The organism is Gilliamella sp. B3801, from assembly GCF_026536645.1.
Classification (GTDB): Bacteria; Pseudomonadota; Gammaproteobacteria; order Enterobacterales; family Orbaceae; genus Gilliamella; species Gilliamella apicola_I.
The window spans coordinates 32,417-57,135 of sequence record NZ_JAFNNR010000013.1 but is presented as its reverse complement, the minus strand read 5'-3'; the positions used below and the strand labels follow the sequence as shown (position 1 = coordinate 57,135).

Annotated in this window: 19 protein-coding genes and 1 pseudogene; 15 read left to right on the top strand and 5 right to left on the bottom strand. The window is 36.7% G+C overall.

Annotated elements, in window-relative coordinates; genetic code table 11:
• Positions 1–10: 10 nt before the first annotated feature.
• The 5 genes from J3U14_RS10775 (at position 11) to J3U14_RS10755 (ending at position 6,046) form a co-directional block, all read left to right on the top strand.
• Positions 11–406: a cytidine deaminase gene (locus J3U14_RS10775; RefSeq protein ID WP_267351102.1), complete on the top strand. Its 396-nt coding sequence runs from the start codon at positions 11–13 to the stop codon at positions 404–406.
• A gap of 176 nt (positions 407–582) precedes the next feature.
• Complete coding sequence (locus J3U14_RS10770; protein ID WP_267351101.1) at positions 583–1,884, top strand: pyrimidine-nucleoside phosphorylase; 1,302 nt, start codon at positions 583–585, stop codon at positions 1,882–1,884.
• A gap of 29 nt (positions 1,885–1,913) precedes the next feature.
• The gene (gene ushA / locus J3U14_RS10765; protein ID WP_267351099.1) at positions 1,914–3,599 is read left to right on the top strand and encodes a bifunctional UDP-sugar hydrolase/5'-nucleotidase UshA; all 1,686 of its coding nucleotides are present in this window, start codon (positions 1,914–1,916) and stop codon (positions 3,597–3,599) included.
• A 55-nt stretch (positions 3,600–3,654) separates the two neighbouring features.
• Positions 3,655–5,202, top strand: coding sequence for a YjjI family glycine radical enzyme (locus J3U14_RS10760; protein ID WP_416380147.1), 1,548 nt, complete (start codon positions 3,655–3,657; stop codon positions 5,200–5,202).
• On the top strand, positions 5,177–6,046 hold the full coding sequence (locus J3U14_RS10755) for a YjjW family glycine radical enzyme activase (RefSeq protein ID WP_267351095.1): 870 nt from the start codon (positions 5,177–5,179) through the stop codon (positions 6,044–6,046). The genes J3U14_RS10760 and J3U14_RS10755 overlap by 26 nt, the downstream gene beginning before the upstream one ends.
• Before the next feature lie 231 nt (positions 6,047–6,277).
• Here J3U14_RS10755 and J3U14_RS10750 read toward each other — a convergent pair whose 3' ends face one another.
• Both J3U14_RS10750 and J3U14_RS10745 read right to left on the bottom strand, forming a co-directional pair.
• The gene (locus J3U14_RS10750; RefSeq protein WP_267351093.1) at positions 6,278–7,729 is read right to left on the bottom strand and encodes a hypothetical protein; all 1,452 of its coding nucleotides are present in this window, start codon (positions 7,727–7,729) and stop codon (positions 6,278–6,280) included.
• Positions 7,730–8,498: 769 nt separating this feature from the next.
• Positions 8,499–10,667: pseudogene (locus J3U14_RS10745) on the bottom strand (Tex family protein); the annotation flags it as partial.
• 44 nt (positions 10,668–10,711) lie between these two features.
• Here J3U14_RS10745 and greB point away from each other — a divergent pair.
• The 3 genes from greB (at position 10,712) to J3U14_RS10730 (ending at position 13,010) form a co-directional block, all read left to right on the top strand.
• Positions 10,712–11,194 (top strand): transcription elongation factor GreB, encoded by a 483-nt coding sequence (greB, locus tag J3U14_RS10740; RefSeq protein WP_267351091.1) that lies wholly within the window; start codon positions 10,712–10,714, stop codon positions 11,192–11,194.
• Between the two features lie 40 nt (positions 11,195–11,234).
• The gene (locus J3U14_RS10735) at positions 11,235–11,807 is read left to right on the top strand and encodes a hypothetical protein (protein ID WP_267351089.1); all 573 of its coding nucleotides are present in this window, start codon (positions 11,235–11,237) and stop codon (positions 11,805–11,807) included.
• 96 nt (positions 11,808–11,903) lie between these two features.
• Positions 11,904–13,010 carry a YcbX family protein gene (locus tag J3U14_RS10730; protein WP_267351087.1) on the top strand — a complete coding sequence of 369 codons (1,107 nt, stop codon included), beginning with the start codon at positions 11,904–11,906 and terminating at the stop codon, positions 13,008–13,010.
• 373 nt (positions 13,011–13,383) lie between these two features.
• Here J3U14_RS10730 and J3U14_RS10725 read toward each other — a convergent pair whose 3' ends face one another.
• Positions 13,384–13,953: a cell division protein ZapC gene (locus J3U14_RS10725; protein WP_267351085.1), complete on the bottom strand. Its 570-nt coding sequence runs from the start codon at positions 13,951–13,953 to the stop codon at positions 13,384–13,386.
• A gap of 310 nt (positions 13,954–14,263) precedes the next feature.
• Positions 14,264–15,742 (bottom strand): ketol-acid reductoisomerase, encoded by a 1,479-nt coding sequence (gene ilvC / locus J3U14_RS10720; RefSeq protein WP_267351084.1) that lies wholly within the window; start codon positions 15,740–15,742, stop codon positions 14,264–14,266.
• 177 nt (positions 15,743–15,919) lie between these two features.
• Here ilvC and J3U14_RS10715 point away from each other — a divergent pair, with 177 nt between their 5' ends.
• The 7 genes from J3U14_RS10715 (at position 15,920) to ruvC (ending at position 21,218) form a co-directional block, all read left to right on the top strand.
• Positions 15,920–16,156, top strand: coding sequence for a YhdT family protein (locus tag J3U14_RS10715; protein ID WP_267351082.1), 237 nt, complete (start codon positions 15,920–15,922; stop codon positions 16,154–16,156).
• Between the two features lie 7 nt (positions 16,157–16,163).
• The gene (gene panF, locus J3U14_RS10710) at positions 16,164–17,615 is read left to right on the top strand and encodes a sodium/pantothenate symporter (protein WP_267351080.1); all 1,452 of its coding nucleotides are present in this window, start codon (positions 16,164–16,166) and stop codon (positions 17,613–17,615) included.
• Positions 17,590–18,456 (top strand): 50S ribosomal protein L11 methyltransferase, encoded by an 867-nt coding sequence (gene prmA, locus J3U14_RS10705; RefSeq protein WP_267351078.1) that lies wholly within the window; start codon positions 17,590–17,592, stop codon positions 18,454–18,456. The genes panF and prmA overlap by 26 nt, the downstream gene beginning before the upstream one ends.
• A 36-nt stretch (positions 18,457–18,492) precedes the next feature.
• On the top strand, positions 18,493–19,500 hold the full coding sequence (dusB, locus tag J3U14_RS10700; protein WP_267351076.1) for a tRNA dihydrouridine synthase DusB: 1,008 nt from the start codon (positions 18,493–18,495) through the stop codon (positions 19,498–19,500).
• A gap of 7 nt (positions 19,501–19,507) precedes the next feature.
• Complete coding sequence (gene fis, locus J3U14_RS10695) at positions 19,508–19,804, top strand: DNA-binding transcriptional regulator Fis (RefSeq protein WP_025315996.1); 297 nt, start codon at positions 19,508–19,510, stop codon at positions 19,802–19,804.
• A 182-nt stretch (positions 19,805–19,986) separates the two neighbouring features.
• On the top strand, positions 19,987–20,730 hold the full coding sequence (locus tag J3U14_RS10690; protein ID WP_065557873.1) for a YebC/PmpR family DNA-binding transcriptional regulator: 744 nt from the start codon (positions 19,987–19,989) through the stop codon (positions 20,728–20,730).
• Positions 20,730–21,218: a crossover junction endodeoxyribonuclease RuvC gene (gene ruvC / locus J3U14_RS10685; RefSeq protein ID WP_267351070.1), complete on the top strand. Its 489-nt coding sequence runs from the start codon at positions 20,730–20,732 to the stop codon at positions 21,216–21,218. Before J3U14_RS10690 ends, ruvC begins: the two co-directional genes overlap by 1 nt.
• A gap of 288 nt (positions 21,219–21,506) precedes the next feature.
• Here ruvC and J3U14_RS10680 read toward each other — a convergent pair whose 3' ends face one another.
• A complete protein-coding gene (locus J3U14_RS10680; protein WP_267351068.1) occupies positions 21,507–24,719 on the bottom strand; it encodes an efflux RND transporter permease subunit in 3,213 nt (1,070 codons plus the stop codon).

Here is a 24,719-nt window from a genome sequence, read left to right as displayed (position 1 = left end):
GATTATCATGATGAAAATTGAAAAACTAATCGAACTGGCTAAAACCGCACGTTCTAACGCTTACGTACCTTATTCTAAATTTCAAGTTGGTGCAGTACTCATTACTGAAGATGACGAGGTCATTTTAGGTTGCAATGTTGAAAATGCATCGTACGGATTGGCTAACTGTGCCGAACGAACCGCTATTTTCAAAGCCGTTTCAGAAGGCAAACGCAAATTTAAAAAATTAGTTGTCATTGGCGATACCCACGAACCTATTTCACCCTGTGGAGCCTGTCGCCAAGTAATAAGTGAATTTTGCGCTAAAGATATGCCCGTAATTTTGACAAATATGCAAGGAAAAATACAAGAAACAACCGTTGGTGAGCTATTACCTTGGTCATTTTCACCCAGTGATTTAGACTAGAAACATTCTTATAATAAAAAATTATCACTAAAAATGAGTAAAAATGACAATGTCATGTCGTATTAAATTATACAATTTATGCGCAAAAATGTTGACTGATTTAAACGTCGTTTAACATCAAATAAACAGACCAAGGTAATATTAACCTAATATATTGACATTAAGAGAGAAGATTAATGAGATTTGTAGATATTATTGAAAAAAAACGTGATGGTCATCCACTAACAACTGAAGAAATCCAATTTTTTATTACCAATTATACCAATGGCACAATCCCTGATTATCAAGTGAGTGCTCTATTAATGGCTATCTACTATCAAGGCATGACGTCAAAAGAGTGTGCTGATTTAACCACAGCGATGATGCATTCGGGTGATACTGTCGATCTCTCTTCAATTCAAGGTATCAAAGTTGATAAACATTCAACAGGTGGCGTTGGCGATACCACTACCCTTGTGCTTGCCCCATTAGTGGCAGCCGTTGGTGTACCGGTTGCTAAAATGTCCGGGCGAGGACTTGGTTACACAGGGGGTACCAATGACAAATTTGAGTCAATCCCTGGATTTAAAATGGAATTAGATAAGCAAGAATTTATTGATCAAGTCAATCAAAAAGGTGTGTCAGTTATTGGACAATCGGGTAATTTAACGCCTGCTGATAAAAAACTTTATTCACTTCGTGATGTTACCGGTACGGTCAATTCAATTCCACTTATTGCTAGTTCGATTATGAGCAAAAAGTTAGCTGCAGGTGCCGATGCAATTGTTTTAGATGTGAAAACCGGTGATGGCGCACTGATGCGAGAGATGGCAGATTCAGAAAAATTAGCTTATGAAATGGTCAAGATCGGCAATCAAATTGGACGAAGAACCATGGCGATAATTTCGGATATGTCACAACCGCTTGGATTTGCAATTGGTAATGCGCTAGAAGTAAAGGAAGCCATTGATACCTTAAAAGGTCAAGGTCCTTCAGATTTAACAGAATTAGTACTGACATTGGGCAGCCAAATGGTAGTGTTAGCGAATAAAGCGAAAACGCTTGATGAAGCACGAGTAAAACTTCAAGAGGCAATAAACAATGGCAAAGCGATTGAAAAATTCAAAACCTTAATTGAAGCGCAAGGTGGTGATAGCTCAGTGGTTGATCACCCTGAAAAATTAGCAAGTGCCCCTTACCAAATCGCCTTACCAGCACTTAAATCGGGTTATGTTTCTCGTATTGTTGCCGATCAAATCGGAATCGCAGCGATGCAATTAGGTGCAGGACGTGCAACGAAGGACGATATCATCGATCCTGCGGTAGGTATTGTGTTACATAAAAAAGTCGGCGATAAAGTGGAACAAGGCGAAGCTTTACTTACCATCCACGCTAGCACTGACAAACTAGATGCGATCAAACAAAAACTGTATGACAATATCACTATTAGTGATAATGCGCACGTGCCAACATTAATTTATAAGGTCATTACGGAGTAGTGATTGTCTATAAGGAATTAGGAGACACCATGTATTATTTAAATATAACTAAAAAACTATCACTAGCCCTTGCTTTGGGACTATTTTCGGTCAATGCAATAGCAGATGCTATCACGCAACAGCCAATAGCCCATTCTTGGAAAGAGAATCAACCCTATCAATTCACCATTTTACATACAAACGATCATCATGGTCGTTTTTGGCAAAATGAAATTGGTGAATATGGGCTTGCCGCTCAAAAAACGGTGGTAGATGACATCAGAAGAGAAGTTACCGCCAAAGGTGGAACATTATTACTTTTGTCAGGTGGTGATATTAATACAGGTGTGCCCGAATCTGATGTACTTCAAGCTAAACCGGATTTTATTGGCATGAACGAAATAGGCTATGATGCTATGGCTGTTGGTAATCATGAATTTGATCATCCGTTATCTATCATTCGTGAACAGCAACAATTGGCACATTTTCCTTTTTTGTCTGCTAATACTTACTTCAAAGGCACGGATAATCGTGTCTTTGATGCCTATAAAATGTTTGACTTAAATGGTATCCGAGTTGCCGTTTTTGGTCTTACCACTGATGATACCATTTATCTCGCTTCACCCATGAATACGCAAGGTGTTGAGTTTCGCCAAACATTACCTGAAGCACAAAAAGTGATTGCTCAAATTCAACAAAACGAACACCCAGATATGATTATCGTCGTGACTCATATGGGACACTACGAAAATGGTGAACACGGTTCAATGGCGCCGGGTGATGTAGAATTAGCCCGAGGCTTAAAATCGGGCGAATTAAATATGATTGTAGGCGGACATTCTCAAAATCCGGTTTGTATGGCAAGTGCAAATAAACGAGTCACTGAATATGTTCCTGGTACACCCTGCGCACCTGATCAACAAAATGGGACTTGGATAGTACAGGCTCACGAATGGGGAAAATACGTAGGTAGAGCAGATTTTGAATTTCTAAATGGAAAATTGACACTTAAAAATTATCAATTAATTCCTATTAACCTTAAAAAAGAAGTGGATAATGGCAACGACACTAAACGCCTTGAGTTTTACACCACTGAGATCCCTCAAGATCCACAACTATTGCAGATATTGCAACCTTATCAAGAACAAGGCAGAAAAAAACTGTCAATTAAAAGCGGCGAATTGGTCGGTCGACTTGAAGGCGATCGCCATATTGTCCGATATCAGCAAAGTAATTTAGGACAATTATTACTCAGTGCTTTTATTGAAAAGACAGGTGCAGACTTGGGTATCTTATCGGGTGGGATGATTCGAGATTCATTGATTGAAGGCGATATTGCTTATCGAGATATTCTTAAAGTTGAACCTTTTGGCAATAGTGTGGTTTATGTCGAGTTAACCGGACGTGAATTGATTGACTACCTTAACGTTGCATTGAGCAAAAAGCAAGGATCGGGTGGCTTTACTCATCTAAGAAATATTACCTTAACGCGCTCAGGTGAAAATATTGAGAATGTCAAAATCAATCAACAACCCATTGACTTACAAAAGAAGTATCGTCTGGTGACATTGGATTTTTTAGCGATGGGCGGAGACGGCTATCCGATAATCAACACATTACCTACTTATGTGGATACTGGTTATCGTGATGCGGATGTTGTAAAACAGTATTTTGAAACACATTCGCCAATTAATGCTGCTGATTATGAACCAATACGCATGATTATCGAAAAATAATCATTAGGTTCACCATTTAAATTAAATAAATTTGCTTTTTAGTATCGAGGTTAATATGCACATGACAGAGTTCCAAAGCAGTTGTTATCAAATCGTCACCGATCCTAATTTATCACCCAAACAGAAAGCCAACTTATTGGCATTAGCGGCAGAAAATAATCTGCCTTATGTTGAGCTTGATAATGAAACCCGAAAAGCGTTAGACGAAAATGTTATTTGTGATATGTTTGAGGGTCATGCGCCTTATAAGCCTCGATATGTATTACCTGATTATGCTAAATTTCTTAAACAAGGCTCTGAGTGGTTAGAACTTGACCCCGCCAAAACGTTTGATGATGCCTTAAATATGCTGACTATTGCTTATCATCATGTACCATCCGTTACCGGCATGCCTGTTTATCTGGGTTGTTTAGATCAAATATTATTACCCTATGTTGGGGATCTCACTGAAGATGAACTTTATCAACGATTAAGACATTTTTGGATAATGTTAGATCGTAATTTACCTGATGCTTTTATGCATGCCAACATTGGACCAACTGATAATATTATTTGTCGTCTGATTTTACGTGTGGACAAAGAACTCAAACAAGTTGCACCAAATTTAACCTTTATCTATGATGAAAACATCACACCAGAAACCTTACTATCCGTTGCAATAGGCAATATTTGCGAAACGGCTAAACCTCACATCGCCAATAATCAGATGATTCAAAAAGATTTTGATGAAAAAGGCTATGGCGTTGTCAGCTGTTATAACTCCTTACCTATCGCTGGTGGTGGCAGTACCCTATCAAGAATCAACTTAAAAGAAGTGGCAAAGCGCAGCCAACATATTGATGATTTTCTGCAAAATACGTTACCCTATTACTGCCAACTACAATTAAATTTAATCAAAGCCCGTTCAGCCTTTTTGTACGAAAAATCAAACTTTTTTCAAAATAGTTTTTTAGTAAAAGAAGGGTTAATTGATGCCAACCGATTTGCACCCATGTTTGGTATTTATGCTATGGCTGAAGCGATTAATATACTACAAGAAAAATCGAACTTAGCGGGTCGCTATGGTGTCGATGAAGATGCTAATGAACTGGCTACCACCATTTCTAAACAATTAGCCGACTTTATTAATCATCATAAAATTAACCATGCTTGGCAAGGTAAAGCTATGTTACATGCTCAATCAGGTATCAGTACGGATAGAGGCACTACACCGGGCTTACGAATTCCTTATGGTCACGAGCCGGATCCTGTTACCCATATTATGGCACTGTTTAAACATCACCACTATTATACATCAGGCATTAGTGATATTTTAACGATTGATGAAACCATTAAAAATAATCCTTCCGCTTTACTGCAAATTTGTAAAGCGGCATTTCAATTTGGCTTCCGAGAGTTTACCGCCAATATTAGTGGTAATGATCTAGTACGAGTAACGGGCTACATGGTGAGATTATCAGATATCAAAAAATATAAAGAAGAAGGTTCACGGATTAATACCACATTTTTAGGTAATGAAGCCGCACAAGATACCGTTAATAATAGCTATTTATGCCGTACACCACGGGTGATCAGTCATGAACAAGTCATGGGCAATCGTTAATAAACTTTTACCCTTTTCTTGCGTTGATGGGCCTGGAAATCGATTAGTTATATTTTTACAAGGCTGTAATTTTAAATGCTTAAATTGCCACAATCCTTATACCATTTCACTATGTCAGGATTGTGGTGACTGTGTCGCCACATGTCCACATCAGGCGTTAACATTTAGTCATCATCAAGTTATTTGGCAGACATCAACTTGCCAGCAATGTGATACTTGCCTTCAGACTTGCCAATATCACTCATCACCAATGACTTACCGATATAGTGTTGAGGATATATTAAACATCATTCGCAAATACCTTCCCTTTTTAAATGGTATTACGCTCAGTGGCGGGGAAGCGACCATTCAATTACCTTTTATTGAAAAACTGTTTCATGCCATTAAACATGCCGATGACTTAAAACATTTAACCTGTTTTATTGATAGCAATGGTTATTTATCTCAAACGGGTTGGCAAAAAGTAGTGAATGTCATGGATGGTGCGATGATTGATCTTAAAGCTTGGGATACCCAAGTTCACAAAAAGTTAACCGGCAGAGATAATCATCGAGTCATAAAAACAATAGAATATCTTTCCAAGATCCATAAATTACACGAAGTCAGATTCTTGATCATCCCAACTCATACGGATCTTCAAAATAAGGCAGAACAAATTGCGCACTTTTTATTGGCGTTGGATCCGAGTATGAGAGTGAGAATCAATGCTTTTCACCACCATGGTGTCCAAGGAATAGCCAAAACATGGGAACCAGCATCAAAACAACATGTCGAAAATTTTGCTACTGAGTTAAAACAATTTGGGCTGAAAAATATTATTTTGCCCACTGTTTACTTATCATGATAATTAAATAGTTTTGATTAATGTGAAAATAGCCAAAATATCAGGACGATGACGAGCTAATTAAAAAGATTGAGATATCGACCTACATCTTTATTATTGTAAAATTTTTACAATAAAAATGAGCAGGTTTTTAGATCTGCTCATTTAGTGGAAACCCAAAATTAAATTTAAAGATATTATCTTATTACTTTAACTGCGCTTTTTGAAAAAGCAGATAATTTTATATATTCTCTAATATTTAACACATAAGGTATATGCAATATCTGGTTCAACAATAACGTTACCTTCTACAATCCCTACACTGTAGTATCGATTATTTCCATATATATCTTTTACTGATGATTGTTCATTGGTGAAATAGAAATCATAATAGATGAAATTTTTCAAATTTGACAAACCATTTAACATATCTCGACCAATAATATCTAAAGGTGCATAGAAGTAAACTTTACCCCATTCTGGCGTTAATCCTTCACCAATTGCTCTTTTGTACCCATTATCTTTTACATAATAGTTATCATTAGTGGTTGGCGTGTAAGCTAAAGACGAGTTTGTAATCTCAGCTCGTGTTGGCAATCTATCATTATTGTTTTGACATAATCTATTTGAATTTTGCCAATTACCCGGAAGGTTATTTAAGAAATATAACCAATGTTTTATAGAAAAAGTATAATAAAACTGTGCTAGCGTTCTATTATTGGTCACTAATATGACAAATTTATCACCTTGACCAGGTACATTGTCAGTAAATTTAAATTCACTTTTAGAATCAGCATTTGAATCACGTGCAGTATTAACTAATGAATTATTTGGATTTTTTACCAAGGTATAACTATAATCAGATATTGGATTGACAGGTACAATTCTGAAACGAGCTTCCGGAAAAGCATAAGTTGGGAAATAATTACCATTTTGATCTTTTGCAGTGGCCTTAAAGCCTTGATGAATAGTAAATTGATCGCTGTTATAAGAAGGATTAACATCTATTGTATCAGCACCATAAGGCGCATAGTTCCCACCTTCATCCCAACCATTGTGAGTAATCAAAGCCAGTACACCGGGTCTGATAAAACAGATACCGTCATCAGCACTTACTTCAAATGTTTTTGATACTTCTCTTGGTTCTGAAGTATCAGGCTCACCGTACTGAGTTTTAGCAATAAATTGAATCGTCACTTTTACCGATGATTTTGCATTAGCCGTAGATGAATTACACACATCACTACCCAAAAATGCTGTAGAATCAGAAGGAATAACATTATTGTTCTGGTCGCGCCACTCAGCATTAATCGATTGAATGATAAAACTATCGCTGGTAGCTAATTTATCACCATCCACATCATTGATATCACTTTCATTTAAACTTGAAGTATCAACAGCAAATGAATACAGACTAGGTGAAGTATTGTAGGCAACAGAAATCTTATTGGCAGGCCCCGGCGAAACAATTGCCGGATCAAGACCATCAATGTTTAATTTGAATTGAATTCCGTTTAAGACTTTGGTGTCAGCGGTTTCAAGAATATCTGGTGGATTACCGTGAATATATTCCACAGTGGTCGTAGAAACAGATAATCCTGCTAAAGCAATGCGACAAAAAAGCCCAAAAATAGCAATAACGGCAATATTCAATATAAATTGCATCAAATAAAGTTTTTTGAAAACAAACATATCACTATTCATGCTAATTCCTCTACCCATAAGCTTGTCTATAAGTTGAAACAAAGTTATTGATTTGAAGTTTTAGTGAACGACAAATTTATCAAAACGTTGATAAAATTGTTACCGATTACATTTTAAATTTATAAAAAAAACAGCATACACGCTAAAAACTATTCGAAAGTTGTTAATTGCATCCATGTAAAGGTCTATTTTATTGAATAAATTGGTAACAATGGACTATATCGTTCTAAAAAACAGTGCAATATTCTAGTATTGTTAACTATTCTTTTTAAGAATATTAAATTAAGGAGTGCTATATAATAGATCAGGTTAAAACAGTTTAATTACACTAACCAATTGATTAATTACAGATAACTAATTGTGCAAGACTACAAATAACTGAATCAATTGTGTATAGTATATAATAATATGAGTAATATGGAATAACTAAATATTGATTTATCATTATTTAATGCCTTTCAGATGAATATTGGATGGAAAAATACACAAGCTAAATAAGTTAACCTAACTGATTTTATTTTTAACCATTGTATTTATTATTAGTAATTTTATTAGAATGTTATGAAATAAACATTAAACAAAAAGAAGGCGTTAGCCTCCTTTTCGTTTTACCAATTACATATTAGCGCCGCTATTTTCCCTTTTTAAAAGCTGCGGCAAAAGCATTACCCATTGCACTATTGATAATAGGCGTTGGCTGTGTATTTTTAGCCGTGCTGGTTGATTTGTTAATTCTTGATTTAGCACCTTCAGAGTTTGACGTTGTTGGATCATCAAGTCGCATCGATAAAGCAATACGTTTGCGCGCAATATCGACTTCCATCACTTTAACTTTGACAATATCACCGGCTTTAACCACGCTTCGAGGATCTTCAACAAACTTATCAGATAAGGCTGATATATGCACTAACCCATCTTGATGTACACCAATGTCAACAAATGCACCAAAGTTAGTCACATTTGTTACCGCACCTTCCATGACCATGCCCACTTTCAAATCGTCCATGGTTTCGATATTATCGGCAAATTGAGCTGTTTTAAATTCAGGCCGTGGATCGCGTCCGGGTTTATCAAGTTCTTTGATAATATCGGTCACGGTTGGCACACCAAAATGGTCATCAACATAATCAACTGCTTTGAGTGAGTTTAAATATTTCGAGTCACCTAAAATCTCTTTTAATGATTTATGATTTTTATCTAAAATGCGTTCCACAACCGGATAAGCTTCGGGGTGAACAGCAGATGCATCAAGTGGATTGTCTCCATCCATAATACGCAAAAATCCAGCGCATTGTTCATAGGCTTTAGGCCCAAGGCGTGAAACTTTTAATAACTGTTTACGATTAGAAAATTGTCCATTTTCATTACGCCAATTAACAATATTTTGTGCAATAACTTTATTCAGTCCCGCTATGCGAGCTAACAGCATCATCGAAGCCGTATTTAAATTTACGCCAACGGCATTTACGCCATCTTCCACAACAGCATCCAGTTTTTTAGCGAGCTGAGTTTGGCTAACATCATGTTGATACTGACCAACACCAATTGATTTTGGATCAATTTTTACCAGTTCGGCTAATGGATCTTGTAGTCGGCGAGCTATCGATACCGCACCACGTATTGATACATCCAAATCAGGAAATTCTTGAGCGGCTAGCTCAGATGCGGAATAGACCGATGCGCCCGCTTCACTCACAATGACTTTTTGACCTTTGACTTCAGGATATTTTTTTTGTACATCGAGATAAAAACGTTCGGTTTCACGCGATGCCGTGCCATTACCAATCGCCACTAATTCAACTTGGTATTTAATGCATAGCGCCGCAACAATCATAGCCGCTTTATCCGCTTGCCCGGTATGCGGATAAATTGTTTCAGTTGCGACTAATTTACCGGTTGCGTCAACAACAGCAATTTTTACACCTGTTCGTAATCCTGGATCCATTCCCATGGTAACCTTCATCCCTGCCGGCGCAGCCATTAACATATCATGCAAATTAGCGGCAAACACATTGATCGCTTCTTCCTCCGCCTGCTCACGTAAAGTGGTCATGAGTTCGGTTTCCATGTGCATTAAAATCTTAATTCGCCATGTCCAATTAATAACTGCTTTACGCCATTTATCTGCAGGTTGATCATTAAAATGAATCCCTAAATGCTCAGTAATAATTTGCTCGCAATAGCTCTCTTTTGGCGTTTCTTCAAATTGCGGATCGGCGTTAAGTGAAAGTTGTAAAAAGCCTTCATTTCGTCCTCTGAACATCGCTAAAGCACGATGAGAAGGCACTTTTGAAATCAGTTCGCTTTGCGCAAAATAATCACGAAATTTTGCTCCTTCTTCTTCTTTACCTGCAACCACTTGCGAAACTAAATGCGCATTATTCCATAGATAATGGCGCACCTTAGCCAGTAATGCCGCATCTTCGGCAAATCGTTCCATTAAGATGTATCGTGCCCCATCCAATGCAGATTTGGTATCGACGATTCCTTTTTCAGAATTGAAGAATTTTTCCGCTTCGCTATCAGGATCAAGTGATGGATTGATCCATAACGCATCGGCCAATGGTTCAAGTCCTGCTTCAATAGCAATTTGTCCCCGTGTACGGCGTTTAGGTTTATAGGGTAGATAGAGATCTTCAAGTTCAGTTTTACTAAGTGTTTGGGTAATTTTTTGACTCAGTTCTGGGGTGAGTTTTCCTTGTTCCTCAATTGACTTTAATATCGTTTGTTTACGATCTCCAAGTTCTCGCAGATAACCTAACCGACTATCTAAAGTACGTAGTTGGGTATCATCTAACCCACCGGTCACTTCTTTACGATAACGCGCAATAAAAGGAACAGTGCTTCCTTCATCTAATAATTGAATAGCAGCTAAAACTTGTTCTGGTTTAACTGTCAATTCACCCGCTATAATATGGCTTATTTGATTATTTATCATGATATCTCTGTATATCTCGTCGATTAACGGAATGTAAACTTATTATGCAAAAAGCTAATTATATAACAAGAGAGGGCTACTTGGCACTCGATCGTGAATTGAAATATTTATGGAAAGAAGAAAGACCCCGTGTTACTCAAGCTGTATCTGATGCGGCAGCCCTTGGCGATCGGAGTGAAAATGCAGAATATATTTATGGAAAACGACGATTGCGTGAAATTGACAGACGAGTACGATTTTTAACAAAACGCCTAGAAATATTAACCATTATCGATCCTGATCCAAGGCAAGAAGGCAAAGTATTTTTTGGTGCTTGGATTAAACTAGAAGATGAATCCGGTCACGTACAAATTTACCGCATTGTAGGAGCCGATGAATTTGATCCTAAAAAAAATTGGATTTCTATTAATAGTCCTGTTGCCAGAGCGTTAATTGGTCATAAAGTTGACGATGAAATATCAGTAATGACACCTAGTGGTAAAACTTATTTTTTTATCCTTGAAATTAGCTATACTCCAATTACATAACATTTTAACTAATTAATCATTAAGGAGTTAGGGGATTGGTATGAAAAGAAGAAAAATTTTGTTTTTTCAATGCATATTTTTTTTAATAATATTACTAATAATAATTTTTTATTATTTTTTTCAACTCAATAATAGAACATCCTCAGTACCATATACTGAATTAACCTTAAAATTTGATCAAGTCGAATTTGGCAAATTAGATGCTTTCTTTAAGAGACTTAATCAAGATGGATTCAATCAAGATGAACGACTCTATTTTGAACGATCCGGCTCGGTTCGCTTCTCTGATTGTAATTCGAATCAATATTATCAATTTAATGGATCTGGTATAAAATGGTACGGTTTTAAAAGTAATACCCGTATTTACAATAAATATTATCCTTCTTTTTCTGTTTTGATATTAACATTTGATTCTACGATTGAAGCTGAAAAATATAAGAAAATAATTGAAAAATCAGAGCTTCAATTAAATCCTGGTTACCACTGCGGAGTAAATAAAGGTCCTCATGCTATCATAACTAAAGGACATTTCGTTTATTACATTTCTTCTGCTAATATTTTCCTAGACTATGTAGTAAAATATGCTAAAATTCTACAAGATCTGCCTATGTAGCCAATCGATTATTTATAGACGTATTATCTACTGCCTATAAATTAGGATGAATTCAGTTTACAATTAAGATCACATTTACTCATCATTGAATTTATTATGATCACCGTCAGCCAATTATTTATCTATCCGATTAAATCGCTTGCAGGTATTCCCCTAAATACGTCGAATGTTGTTGAAGGGGGATTCAAATATGATCGTGTATTGATGATTAGTGAACCTGACGGAACATTTATTACTGCAAGACAATTTCCTGAGCTTTTAAAACTAAAAACAGCTATAGTTAACAACAGTATTGTTGTTTCAACGTCAAATAACGAATCAATAGCAATTCAATTTGATGAATTTATTGAAACTAATGAACCAACCGAGGTTTGGGGTAATCATTTTACCTCTCACATTGCACCAATCAGACTAAACCAATTTTTTAGTCACATCCTTCAAAAAAATGTGCAATTGCGTTGGATTGGCACCAATTTAACAAGAAGGACTAAACGATATCCTCAAACAGCGGTAAGCTTTGCAGATGGCTATCCTTATCTACTATTGAATGAAGCATCATTCAATTATTTACAACAAAGATGCTTGGAAAAGCTCGATATTCAGCAGTTTCGAAGCAATATCATCATTCAAGGTGCGCTTCCTTTTGCCGAAGATGGCTGGAAAACCATCAAAATTGGCGATGTCATTTTTGATATCGTTAAACCGTGTAGTCGCTGCGTACTTACCACTTTTAATATTAATACAGCAAAGCCTTTAGCAAATAATGAACCACTCAATACGCTCCGCTATTTTCGGACTGATGAGCAAGGGGAAATAGATTTTGGAATGAATATGATAGCTCGCAATGTCGGATCAATATCAATTGACGATCCTGTTGAGATACTTGAAAGGCAACCGACCAAAAAGTATTTAAAATCTTTTCCCGAAAATAATCAGTTTAACCACGAACAGTGTAATATTACTTTAGAGAACAATACAATCAAAGGAAATCAGCAACAAACTATTCTGGAACAACTGGAACAACATAATATTACTCTCCCTTATTCATGCAGAGTTGGAATTTGTGGTAAATGTGCAGTGGTATTAAAACAAGGAAAAGTGAATCCTCTTACTCAATCTGCAATAAAACGCGATCACCGTATTTTAGCTTGTAGTTGTATACCTGAGGGTGATATCAAAATTGAATTAATAAAAAAACCTTAATGATCATTGGTTATAGAATCCTGATTTATCAATAATAAATCGTTAATTATTGATTAAAATGGTTGATTGATACTTAATAAATTATTACCCCGCTATGATGACAAGTTAGCCTGCCAATCAATACGTTAATAATGTTATGTGGCTTCATTTTAAAACCGTTGATGCTAAATGCTATCCTTTAAAGTCATTTGTATTCAGTTTTAAAGCGTTCAACTGCGATACCGTAACGAAATGCCGTTTAAGTCATCGATTAAACAGGTCAATACATTGCCTGCTTCACAACCTGTTGTGAATAACAAAATCAAAATATAGCAGGTTTAAATCGAAATTAAGTCTTACTGACAAGACAATAGTCGGATTAGAATGGTATTGTTTACGAAATAGCTTCTAACTTAAGGTCTATCAACGAACTCTCATCCATGACATTTTTTTGGATTGGCGCCAGTCGATCATTCATCACTTTAATTGCTTCGGAAAAATAAAATGTTTTATTCATTGCCACAAATGTAGGTTGAGCAATAATACACAGTGAAGCATTTTCACCCGCTTCAACGACTAATAAAAAAACCCGTTGATCACCTTCTTGCATGCTGACTTCAACAATGTCCGCTAATTTAGGACGATATAGCTTAGGTTGTTGGCAAAAATACCAACTTTTTGGCATTTGAGGTTTAATAAAATTAGCCGCAACAATGGCATTAATGGATAATTCAATCTTTTGCGAGTCAGTTAATGCCAATATTTGACAACTATCATAAAATTGATAATAGGATGTTGCATCACTCACTGAAAATGGAAATTCCCTAAAAACATCAGGAATTAACATTTTACTGGAATAACATGAACGAAATAACATATCGTTTGATACTTCAAGCATCAAACTATCATATTGATTATCAAAATACCAACGCCAACAATCAGTTGGTCGAAAAGCAATTTTCATTGATATGTTATCCCTCCATAAAATAAAAAAATTACATAAAAGATAACATAATATAGGTAAAAAATAAATAAAAAAGTAAAATAAAATTTATTTAATTATATAATTTTTAAAAATTTTAGTGATCCATTATCAAGATCAAAACGATCTAAGTTAGATCCTTTTTATCCCATTTGCGATCCTTTAAGATCACATCAAATTTAATACTAAAATTTAACTTAAACAAACCCGCTATTTTTTCTAACATTTATCCATAAAAAAAGGTGCAATTAAGCACCTTTTTGCGACCAAGCCAATTTGGCTAATTGATTGATTAACTAGCAACATTGATACGTTTCATATCAGTCATATAGCTTCTTAATTTACGGCCAATAATTTCAATTGGGTGATGACGAATTTTATCATTTACATCACGTAATTGCGCATTATCAACGCTACCTTCAGGGATCGCTTTACCAAGATCGCCCGATTGTAACATTGGCATAAATTTTTCTTTTAATAATGGTATCGCTGCATTAGCGAAAAGATAATTACCATATTCAGCAGTATCAGATATCACCACATTCATTTCGTATAAACGCTTACGGGCAATCGTATTGGCAATTAAAGGAAGTTCATGTAAGGATTCATAATAAGCTGATTCTGGTAAAATACCTGACTCAAGCATGGTTTCAAAAGCAAGTTCAACCCCGGCTTTTACCATAGCGACCATGACTACACCCTGATCAAAGTAGGCTTGTTCATCAATTTTACCTTGGTATTCAGCGGCTTTTTCAAAGGCTGTTTCACCGGTTTCTTTACGCCATTTTAATAAGTTAGCATCATCATTTGCCCAGTCTTTCATCATGGTTGCTGAAAATTCACCCGAAATAATATCATCCATATGTTTACGATAAAGATCAGTCATGATCACTTTTAATTCTTTAGCTAATGCATTAGCGCGTAACTTAGCCGGATTCGACAAGCGATCCATCATTAAGGTAATACCACCTTGTTTCAATGCTTCGGTAATGGTTTCCCAACCAAATTGTAATAATTTACATGCATAAGCCGGATCCACACCGTCTGCCACAAGTTTATCAAAACAAAGTAATGACCCTGTTTGCAACATACCGCAAAGGATCGTTTGTTCTCCCATAAGATCAGATTTAACTTCAGCAACAAATGAAGACTGTAAAACACCAGCACGATGTCCACCGGTAGCCGCCGCCCATGCTTTGGCGATAGCTAAACCTTCACCTTTAGGATCGTTTTCAGGGTGAACGGCGATCAGAGTCGGAACACCAAAACCTCGTTTATACTCTTCACGTACCTCTGTTCCTGGACACTTCGGCGCAACCATGACAACCGTGATATCAGGACGAATTTTTTCGCCAACTTCAACAATATTAAAACCATGAGAATAACCTAAAGCGGCTCCCTGTTTCATCAATGGTTGTACTGCTTTTACTACCGCTGAGTGTTGTTTGTCGGGTGTTAAATTAATCACTAAATCAGCTGTAGGAATTAACTCTTCATAACTGCCTACTTTAAATCCATTTTCAGTTGCTTTTTTCCATGAAGGACGCTTTTCTGCAATCGCTTCTTTACGTAAAGCATAGGCAATATCAAGTCCTGAATCCCGCATATTTAAACCTTGATTCAGACCTTGCGCACCACATCCTACTATTACAATTTTTTTGCCTTTTAAAAAATCGGCTTCTGATGCAAATTCATCACGAGCCATAAAACGGCATTGACCAAGTTGGTGTAATTTTTCACGTAAATTCAGAGTATTAAAATAGTTTGACATTAGGATCTCCATTAATTTATTTGTCATAATCGAATTGTCCAACACTATAACTGAATTTAATTATTGCGAAAATTGATATATTTAAAAAATCATATTGCATAAAATGCAATATACTTGCTAAATGTAATGCTTTCTTTTACTCTAAGCCACTATTTAATTATTGATAAATTTTTCAATATGGATACACGATATAAGCAAGCAAAAAAAGAAGCTAAGCTTTCACTGTTATTAACAATTATTTATCTTCTTGGCTGGATTGTTTGTGCTTACGGCGCTGGCGATAGGACTGGCTTTTTGGGGCTTCCATTATGGTTTGAATTATCCTGCATTATGGTACCTGTCGGGTTTATTTTATTATGCTGGATCGTTGTAAAATTTCATTTCAAAAACATCTCATTAGAACAAACTAAGTGATCAAACAATGCATTTAGATATTATATTACCGCTAGTCATCTATCTTATTTTTGTGTTTGCCTTATCTATCTATGCTTATGTTAAACGCAAAAAAGTCAATCAATTTACTGATTACTTTATTGGTAATCGAACAATGGGAGGATTTTTGCTCGCCATGACACTGGCGGCAACTTACATCAGTGCCAGCTCGTTTATTGGTGGTCCCGGTGCGGCTTACAAATTCGGACTGGGTTGGGTTCTGCTGTCTATGATTCAAGTCCCTACTGTCTTGCTATCTTTGGGTATTTTGGGCAAAAAATTTGCCATTCTAGCGCGCAAGTATAATGCTATCACGCTAAGTGATATGCTCTATGCTCATTATAAAAGTAAAACCATTGTCTGGTTTGCCAGTATTGCTTTAGTCGTCGCCTTTGTCGGTGCAATGACTGTCCAGTTTGTCGGTGGTGCTCGATTATTAGAATCTTCAGTAGGCATACCTTATAAACTCGGTCTACTTATTTTCGGTATTGGTACGGTGATATATACTGCATTTGGCGGATTTCGAGCTAGTATCTTAAACGATGCTTTCCAAGGTTTAGTGATGATCATTGGCTCAATATTACTTTTAACCGCCATTATTTATGCTGGTGGTGGATTAACCGCTATTGTTGAGCGTTTGAAAGAAATTGATCCTGCATTATTAACCCCACAAGGCCCTGGCAATTTTATGGACTTTCCATTTATGGCATCATTCTGGATTTTAGTCTGTTTTGGTGTGGTTGGTTTACCGCATACAGCAGTACGTTGTATGGCGTATAAAGACAGTAAAGCGGTACATCGGGGCATCATTATCGGTACGATTGTTGTTACAGTTATTATGTTAACCATGCACCTTTCTGGTGCACTTGGGCGAGCAATTATTGATGATTTAACCATTCCCGATCAAATTGTCCCAACTTTAATTATTAAAGTGATGTCGCCACTCGCAGCAGGCATCTTTTTGGCTGCTCCTCTGGCTGCGATTATGTCAACCATTAACGCGCAACTGTTACAAGTCTCTTCAGTGATTATAAAAGATCTGTTTTTAAGCATAAAACCTGAAACAAAATGCAGTGACAAAACCTTAACGCGAATATCAGTTATCATTACCTTTATTTTTGGCGCACTGCTCATTTTAGCAGCTTGGAATCCACCGGATATGATAATTTGGTTAAATTTACTTGCTTTTGGTGGGCTGGAAGCGGTATTTTTATGGCCTTTGGTACTTGGCTTATATTGGAAGAAAGCTAATGCAACTGGCGCATTATGTTCAATGTTTGCTGGAGCCATTAGTTATACCTTTTTAGCCGCTTATAACATTAAAATTTGTTCTTTCCATCCAATTGTTCCTTCATTAATTATTGGATTGGTTGTTTTTATCATCGCCAATATATTTGGTAACTTAAGGAAAAATTATGCCTTGGATTCAACTCAAAATTAACACAACAAGTGATCTTGCTGAACCAATAAGTGAGCTTTTGGAAGAATCAGGGGCGTTATCTGTCACATTTCAAGATACCTATGATACGCCTGTGTATGAACCCTTACCCGGTGAAACAAAACTTTGGGGTAATACAGATGTAATTGGGCTTTACGATGCTCAAACTGATTTAGATGAATTGAAAGCAATATTAAATCTTGATCAATATTCTTATAAATTCGAACAATTAGAGGATAAAGATTGGGAACGCGAGTGGATGGACAATTTTCATCCTATGCAATTTGGTCAACGCTTATGGATTTGTCCAAGTTGGCGCCCAGTCCCTGATCCTAATGCGATCAATGTTATGTTAGATCCAGGTTTAGCTTTTGGAACAGGTACCCACCCTACCACTGCGTTATGTCTTAAATGGCTTGATAGCTTAGACTTAAAAGATAAATTAGTGATTGATTACGGATGTGGTTCGGGAATTCTCGCCATTGCTGCACTAAAACTAGGAGCAAAACGTGTCATCGGCATTGACATTGATCCTCAAGCTATTCAAGCCAGTCGAGATAATGCAGAACGTAACAATGTAAGTCATGACATTGAACTTTATTTAACTGAAGATATTCCTGATAATTTACAAGCTGATGTTTTAGTCGCCAACATTTTGGCTGGACCATTAAAAGAACTTGAACCTAATATCAATAGTCTGATTAAACCAGCGGGATTACTTGGATTATCGGGTATTTTGACTTCTCAATCTCAAAGCGTCTGTACCGCTTACCAACCCCATTTTGATCTTGATCCCGTCGCTGAGCAAGAAGAATGGTGTCGAATTACTGGCAAAAAAAAGTAAAAAAATGACATTACCCCCTTTTAAGTTCGAGAAAAAATGCGTAATATAGCCGACCTTAAATTACTAAGCATTGGTAAGGTTACATTAAGAAATAATTTAATCGCCGCACCAATGGCAGGAATTAGTGACAGACCATTTCGAAATTTATGCTACCAGTTTGGTGCTGGTCTGACTATTTCAGAGATGTTTTTAGCTAATTCAGATGTTTGGCAAACAGATAAATCTGCTTTAAGAATGGTCTCAACGCAAGATTTGGGCATTCGCGCAGTACAAATAGTGGGTGCCGATCCTGACGAAATGGCTAAAGCGGCAGAATTTAATGCCAAACATGGGGCTGAGTTAATTGACATTAACATGGGATGCCCTGCAAAAAAGGTTAATAAAAAATTGGCAGGTTCTGCTTTAATGCAGTACCCGCAATTAATTGAACAGATTTTGCAAAAAGTTGTTGGTGCCGTTGATGTGCCAGTAACATTAAAAATGCGGACTGGATGGGATAAAAATCATAGAAATTGCATTGAAATCGCACAAATTGCGCAGGATTGTGGCGTAAAGGCGATTACTATTCACGGGCGCACCCGTGAATGTCTATTTAAGGGTGTAGCTGAATATGAATCGATTAAAGCAGTGAAAAAAAAGGTATCCATTCCAGTCATTGCTAATGGTGATATTTGCACCCCTGAACAGGCAAAAGATGTTTTTCAATATACGCAAGCTGATGCTATAATGATCGGCCGAGCGGCACAAGGGCGACCTTGGATATTTGAAGAAATTGCATTCTATTTAACACATGGAAAGTTACAAAAAGAAAAGACAGTTGATGAAGTTGAACAAATCGTTTTTACGCACCTTGAAGAACTTTATCAATTTTACGGAGAATACAAAGGATTACGGATTGCCAGAAAGCATGTAAATTGGTATACCAAGAATTATGCTGATAGCGATCATTTTAGGCGCTTATTTAGTGTACTTAGCACCACCAGTGAGCAAGCTAGAACACTAAAAGCATTTTTTAGTCAAATTAGAAACAACAAAAAGAGTTAAGAATACTATGTCAGAACAACGCGTTACAGCTGCAGCACTAAAATTTACAACTGTAAACTCTCAAGACCAAATAACACAAAAACCTTTGCGAGATTCTGTCAAGCAAGCTTTAAAAAACTATTTATCACAACTTAATGGTGAAGATCCTAATGATCTATATGAATTAGTGTTAGCTGAAGTTGAACACCCATTCCTTGATATGGTTATGCAATATACACGTGGTAATCAAACTCGAGCGGCTAATATGCTCGGTATTAACCGTGGTACACTACGTAAAAAATTAAAACAATATGGAATGAGCTAATCGAACTGATATTGATAAGCTTATTTCATACAAAAAAAGCACCTGTTTATTAGGTGCTTTTTTGTTTTTATAACAATAAAAAATCATACGGATTAAAAATCAATACACATATTGATAATGAATTTTAAACAAATGTTTGTTAAAATACGCTGATTTTTAAATTATCTAATCTGGAGAATTCTATGGCAGGTCATAGTAAGTGGGCCAATACCAAACATCGTAAAGCGGCGCAAGATGCTAAACGCGGTAAAATTTTTACTAAAATTATTCGAGAACTTGTAACGGCAGCCAAACTAGGTGGTGGCGATCCAGCGTCAAATCCTCGTTTACGTGCAGCAATGGATAAAGCACTATCAAATAATATGACACGCGATACCATGAATCGTGCTATTGCGCGTGGTGTAGGTGGTGAAGATGATAGTGATATGGAAACCATCATCTATGAAGGTTATGGCCCTGCAGGTACTGCCGTCATGGTTGAATGCCTAAGTGATAACCGTAATCGTACAGTATCAGAAGTACGTCATGCTTTCACCAAAACTGGTGGTAATTTAGGTACTGACGGTTCTGTATCCTATTTGTTTACCAAAAAAGGCGTTATTTCTTATCCTACAGGTACAGATGAAGACAAAGTAATGGATGCAGCTTTAGAAGCTGGAGCTGATGATGTTGTCACTTATGATGATGGTGCAATTGATGTCTTTACCACACCAGAATCATTTGGCGAAGTAAAAGATGCACTTGATGCAGCAGGTTTAGTTGCTGAATCAGCTGAAGTATCAATGATTCCAGCGACCAAAGTTGATCTTGATATTGATTCTGCACCAAAATTATTACGTTTGATCGACATGCTTGAAGATTGTGATGATGTTCAAGAAGTATACCATAATGGTGAAGTTTCGGACGAAGTTGCTGCCGCTCTTTAATGTCTATCATTCTTGGCATAGATCCTGGTTCTCGTTTGACGGGTTACGGTGTAATTCGTCAAACAGGACGACAATTAACCTATCTTGGTAGTGGTTGTATTCGTACAGCCGTCGATGATTTACCAACTCGATTAAAACGCATTTATGCAGGCGTTAGCGAAATCATCTTACAATTCCAACCGGATATGTTCGCTATCGAACAAGTCTTTATGGCACGTAATGCCGATTCAGCATTAAAGTTAGGGCAAGCTAGAGGCTCAGCTATTGTTGCTGCGGTCAACAACGATTTACCTGTTTTTGAATATGCGGCTCGTTTAGTAAAACAAAGTGTAGTAGGCACAGGGGCAGCCGATAAAAAGCAAGTTCAACACATGGTTAAACTCTTGTTAAAATTATCTGCCAGTCCACAAGCCGATGCCGCTGACGCATTAGCTATCGCAATTACTCATGCCCATATGAGTCGACATCTAGTCAAATCTATTAAATAATCTTAATTAGACGATATTGCCCTTGCAAAATAACGCGATCAGCTAACCTAAATAGTAATTGATGCACCTAAATATCAATAGTAAACCGACAATGTTATTTAATCATTGAATCAATTTTTTTACCTTGTTATTTACTATGAGATCATATTTTGATAATGATAAGATTAAAAACTCAATAAAAAAGCACGATTTTATCGTGCTTTTTGTTGGTTATCTTATTAATAAGATTTCGATTTTTTTAACACATCCTAGCTGGTGCTAAGATATGCTTTTCAATTTTCCAAGTCACTATTTTTGGTCAGTGTTGTGCGAAAAATTACGTGGTAAAACGACCTTATTTTTATGTTTAGTAAACATTTTAGTAATAAATAAGAAGAATAATGGTACATAGAATATCGCTAAGAATGTTGCTGTTAACATACCACCAATTACCCCTGTACCTACCGCGTTTTGGCTTGCTGAACCTGCACCACTATTTAATGCTAAAGGTAACACCCCTAAAATAAAGGCGAACGATGTCATTAAAATTGGGCGTAAACGTAATCGACAAGCTTCAAGTGTTGCATCAATCAGCGATTTACCTTCTTTTTCTAAAGCATCTTTTGCAAATTCAACAATTAATATCGCATTTTTCGCAGACAGTCCCATTGTGGTTAATAGACCGACAATAAAGTAAATATCATTATCAAGTCCTCTAAACATTGTTGCAACCACCGTTCCTAAAATACCAAGTGGAATCACAAATAGTATTGAAATTGGTACACTCCAACTTTCGTACAATGCAGCTAATGCCAAGAACACGACAATAATAGAGATTATATAAAGTGTTGTTGTTTGCGATCCTGTTTGACGTTCTTGATAAGAAATATCTGTCCAGTCAAACGTAAAGCCTTTTGGTAAGTCTTTTGATAGCTGTTCCATTATTGCCATAGCTTGACCAGAACTTAAGCCCGGCGCAGCAGATCCACTAATTCCCATTGCAGCAACACCATCATAACGAACAAGTGATGGTGAACCATAGCTTTTTGAAGTAGTCGCAAATGCATCATAAGGAACCATTTGACCTTTTTGATTTTTTACATGCCAATAACTAAAATCATCAGGCAACATTCGATAAGCCGCTTCAGATTGAAGGTACACTTTTTTGACTCGGTTATTATAGACAAAGTCATCGATATAAGCAGAACCTAATGCGGTAGATAATACTGTATTGACGCTACTGACAGAAACACCAAGCGCTTGAGCTGTTTCGAAATCCACATTAATTTTATACTGAGGAACATCTAACATACTGCCCGGACGCACTTGTTGAAGTTCTGGTCTTTTCGATGCTTGTCCTAAGATTTGATAAAAAGCACCCATTAAGGCTTCATGCCCTTGTCCTGAAGTGTCTTTTAACATATAGGAGAAACCATTAGCCATCCCTAACGACGGAACCGCCGGTAAGTTAGCTATAATTACTCGACCTTCAGTAATGGTAGATGCAAAGCCCCAACCACTGCCAACTAAAGCATCCACTTTTTGATCAGGGCGTTTACGCTCATCCCAATCTTTTAACCGAACAAATCCAAGTCCCATATTTTGTCCACGACCTACCATACTAAACCCTGCAACAGTAAAGACTTCTTTAACAGAATCAGCTTTCTTTTCCATATAAAACTGAGTTGTTTTATTCAATACTGACATGGTTTGTTCTAATGTTGATCCGGGTGGTAATTCGACCATGACAATCAATACACCCTGATCTTCATTAGGTAAAAACCCTGTTGGTAAGCGGTTAAATCCAAATATTAATCCAACAATGATAACGATATAACAAACAAAGGCAATTAATGGATAACGTATTACTTTAATTACGCCTTTCTCATAAGTATGCAGTCCTTTGTTATAAAATTTATTAAACGCGCCAAAGAATAGTTTGGTTCCTTTATCACACCAGCTAAATGGTGGAATCACGAGTAATTTTTCCCCAAACGTTGATTTTTTGTTTTTACTTTTTGATGGTGCTTTTAAAATCTGAGCACAAAGTGCAGGCGTTAAAACGATTGCCATAATCACAGACAATGACATCGAGGTAACAATGGTAATTGAGAATTGACGATAAATTCCCCCTGCTGCACCACCATAAAATGCCATAGGTACAAATACAGCAGATAATACAACGGCAATACCAATTAAAGCAGAGGTTATCTGTTCCATTGATTTAACCGTTGCATCATACGGAGACAATCCTTCATCATGCATGATACGCTCAACGTTTTCGATAACGACGATAGCATCATCGACCAGTAACCCGATAGCTAACACCATAGCAAACATCGACAACGTATTTATGGTAAATCCACAAATATATAAGATTGCAAACGTTCCTAACAATACAACCGGAACGGTAATGGTTGGTATGAGAGTTGAGCGAAGATTTTGCAAAAATATATACATGACGATAACAACTAACACAATTGCTTCAATCAGAGTATGCACAACATTACTGATAGATAATTTAACAAATGGTGTTGTATCGTATGGATAGGCAAATTTAATATCTTCTGGGAAGATTGCCGATAATTCTTCGATTTTCTTATCAACCAATTCAGAGGTATCTAATTGGTTTGCGCCTGTTGCCAGATAAATAGCTAAACCAGCCGATGCTTTACCGTCATAGCGAGAGATAAAATTATAATCAGATGCACCAATTTCAACGTTAGCAACATCTTTTAGTAAAATATTAGAACCGTCGGTATTGACCCGAACTAAAATATTTTGAAATTGTTCCGGTGTTTTTAAACGAGATTGAGCCGTTATCGTTGCATTAAGTTCCTGACCTTCAGTTGAAGGTAATGCACCCAATTGCCCTGCAGTTACTTGAGCGTTTTGTGCTTGAATTGCCGCAATAATTTCTTCAATTGACATGTTGAAATAATTGAGTTTATTTGGGTCAAGCCAAATACGCATTGCATATTCAGAGCCAAATAAAGTGGTATCACCAACACCTTGAACACGACGGATCGGATCTTGCACAGTCGAATAAATAAAGTCAGCAATATCTGCTTGAGTCTTTTGGGGATTCGTTGAGTAAAAACCAATAACTTTTAGGAAGTTAGTATTGTTTTTAGCAACTGAAACACCATTTTTTTGAACACTTTCAGGTAAACGAGACTTAATACTTTCAACTTTATTTAACACCTGCACTTGCGCAAAATCAGGATTCGTTCCCGGCGCAAACGTCAACGTAGTTTGAACAACACCTTGCGCACTACTGGTTGATTTCATATAGATTAAATTATCTATCCCAGTCAGATTTTGTTCGATTAACTGTGTAACGGTGTTTTCAATAGTTTGTGCATCTGCACCAGGATAAGCCGCTGAAACAGTAACAGCAGGAGGAGCAATATCGGGGTATTGTTCAACTGCTAGCAGTTTTATACATAGTGCCCCGCCTAGCATCATCATGATAGCTATTACCCATGCAAAAACGGGTCTATCAATAAAAAACTTAGCCAT

What these genes read in the sequence shown, in the direction of transcription:
- J3U14_RS10775 (WP_267351102.1), top strand. Translation starts at nt 11, where the DNA reads ATGAAAATTGAAAAACTAATCGAACTGGCTAAAACCGCACGTTCTAAC.
- J3U14_RS10770 (WP_267351101.1), top strand. Translation starts at nt 583, where the DNA reads ATGAGATTTGTAGATATTATTGAAAAAAAACGTGATGGTCATCCACTA.
- ushA (WP_267351099.1), top strand. Translation starts at nt 1,914, where the DNA reads ATGTATTATTTAAATATAACTAAAAAACTATCACTAGCCCTTGCTTTG.
- J3U14_RS10760 (WP_416380147.1), top strand. Translation starts at nt 3,655, where the DNA reads ATGCACATGACAGAGTTCCAAAGCAGTTGTTATCAAATCGTCACCGAT.
- J3U14_RS10755 (WP_267351095.1), top strand. Translation starts at nt 5,177, where the DNA reads ATGAACAAGTCATGGGCAATCGTTAATAAACTTTTACCCTTTTCTTGC.
- J3U14_RS10750 (WP_267351093.1), bottom strand. Translation starts at nt 7,729, where the DNA reads ATGAATAGTGATATGTTTGTTTTCAAAAAACTTTATTTGATGCAATTT.
- greB (WP_267351091.1), top strand. Translation starts at nt 10,712, where the DNA reads ATGCAAAAAGCTAATTATATAACAAGAGAGGGCTACTTGGCACTCGAT.
- J3U14_RS10735 (WP_267351089.1), top strand. Translation starts at nt 11,235, where the DNA reads ATGAAAAGAAGAAAAATTTTGTTTTTTCAATGCATATTTTTTTTAATA.
- J3U14_RS10730 (WP_267351087.1), top strand. Translation starts at nt 11,904, where the DNA reads ATGATCACCGTCAGCCAATTATTTATCTATCCGATTAAATCGCTTGCA.
- J3U14_RS10725 (WP_267351085.1), bottom strand. Translation starts at nt 13,953, where the DNA reads ATGAAAATTGCTTTTCGACCAACTGATTGTTGGCGTTGGTATTTTGAT.
- ilvC (WP_267351084.1), bottom strand. Translation starts at nt 15,742, where the DNA reads ATGTCAAACTATTTTAATACTCTGAATTTACGTGAAAAATTACACCAA.
- J3U14_RS10715 (WP_267351082.1), top strand. Translation starts at nt 15,920, where the DNA reads ATGGATACACGATATAAGCAAGCAAAAAAAGAAGCTAAGCTTTCACTG.
- panF (WP_267351080.1), top strand. Translation starts at nt 16,164, where the DNA reads ATGCATTTAGATATTATATTACCGCTAGTCATCTATCTTATTTTTGTG.
- prmA (WP_267351078.1), top strand. Translation starts at nt 17,590, where the DNA reads ATGCCTTGGATTCAACTCAAAATTAACACAACAAGTGATCTTGCTGAA.
- dusB (WP_267351076.1), top strand. Translation starts at nt 18,493, where the DNA reads ATGCGTAATATAGCCGACCTTAAATTACTAAGCATTGGTAAGGTTACA.
- fis (WP_025315996.1), top strand. Translation starts at nt 19,508, where the DNA reads ATGTCAGAACAACGCGTTACAGCTGCAGCACTAAAATTTACAACTGTA.
- J3U14_RS10690 (WP_065557873.1), top strand. Translation starts at nt 19,987, where the DNA reads ATGGCAGGTCATAGTAAGTGGGCCAATACCAAACATCGTAAAGCGGCG.
- ruvC (WP_267351070.1), top strand. Translation starts at nt 20,730, where the DNA reads ATGTCTATCATTCTTGGCATAGATCCTGGTTCTCGTTTGACGGGTTAC.
- J3U14_RS10680 (WP_267351068.1), bottom strand. Translation starts at nt 24,719, where the DNA reads ATGGCTAAGTTTTTTATTGATAGACCCGTTTTTGCATGGGTAATAGCT.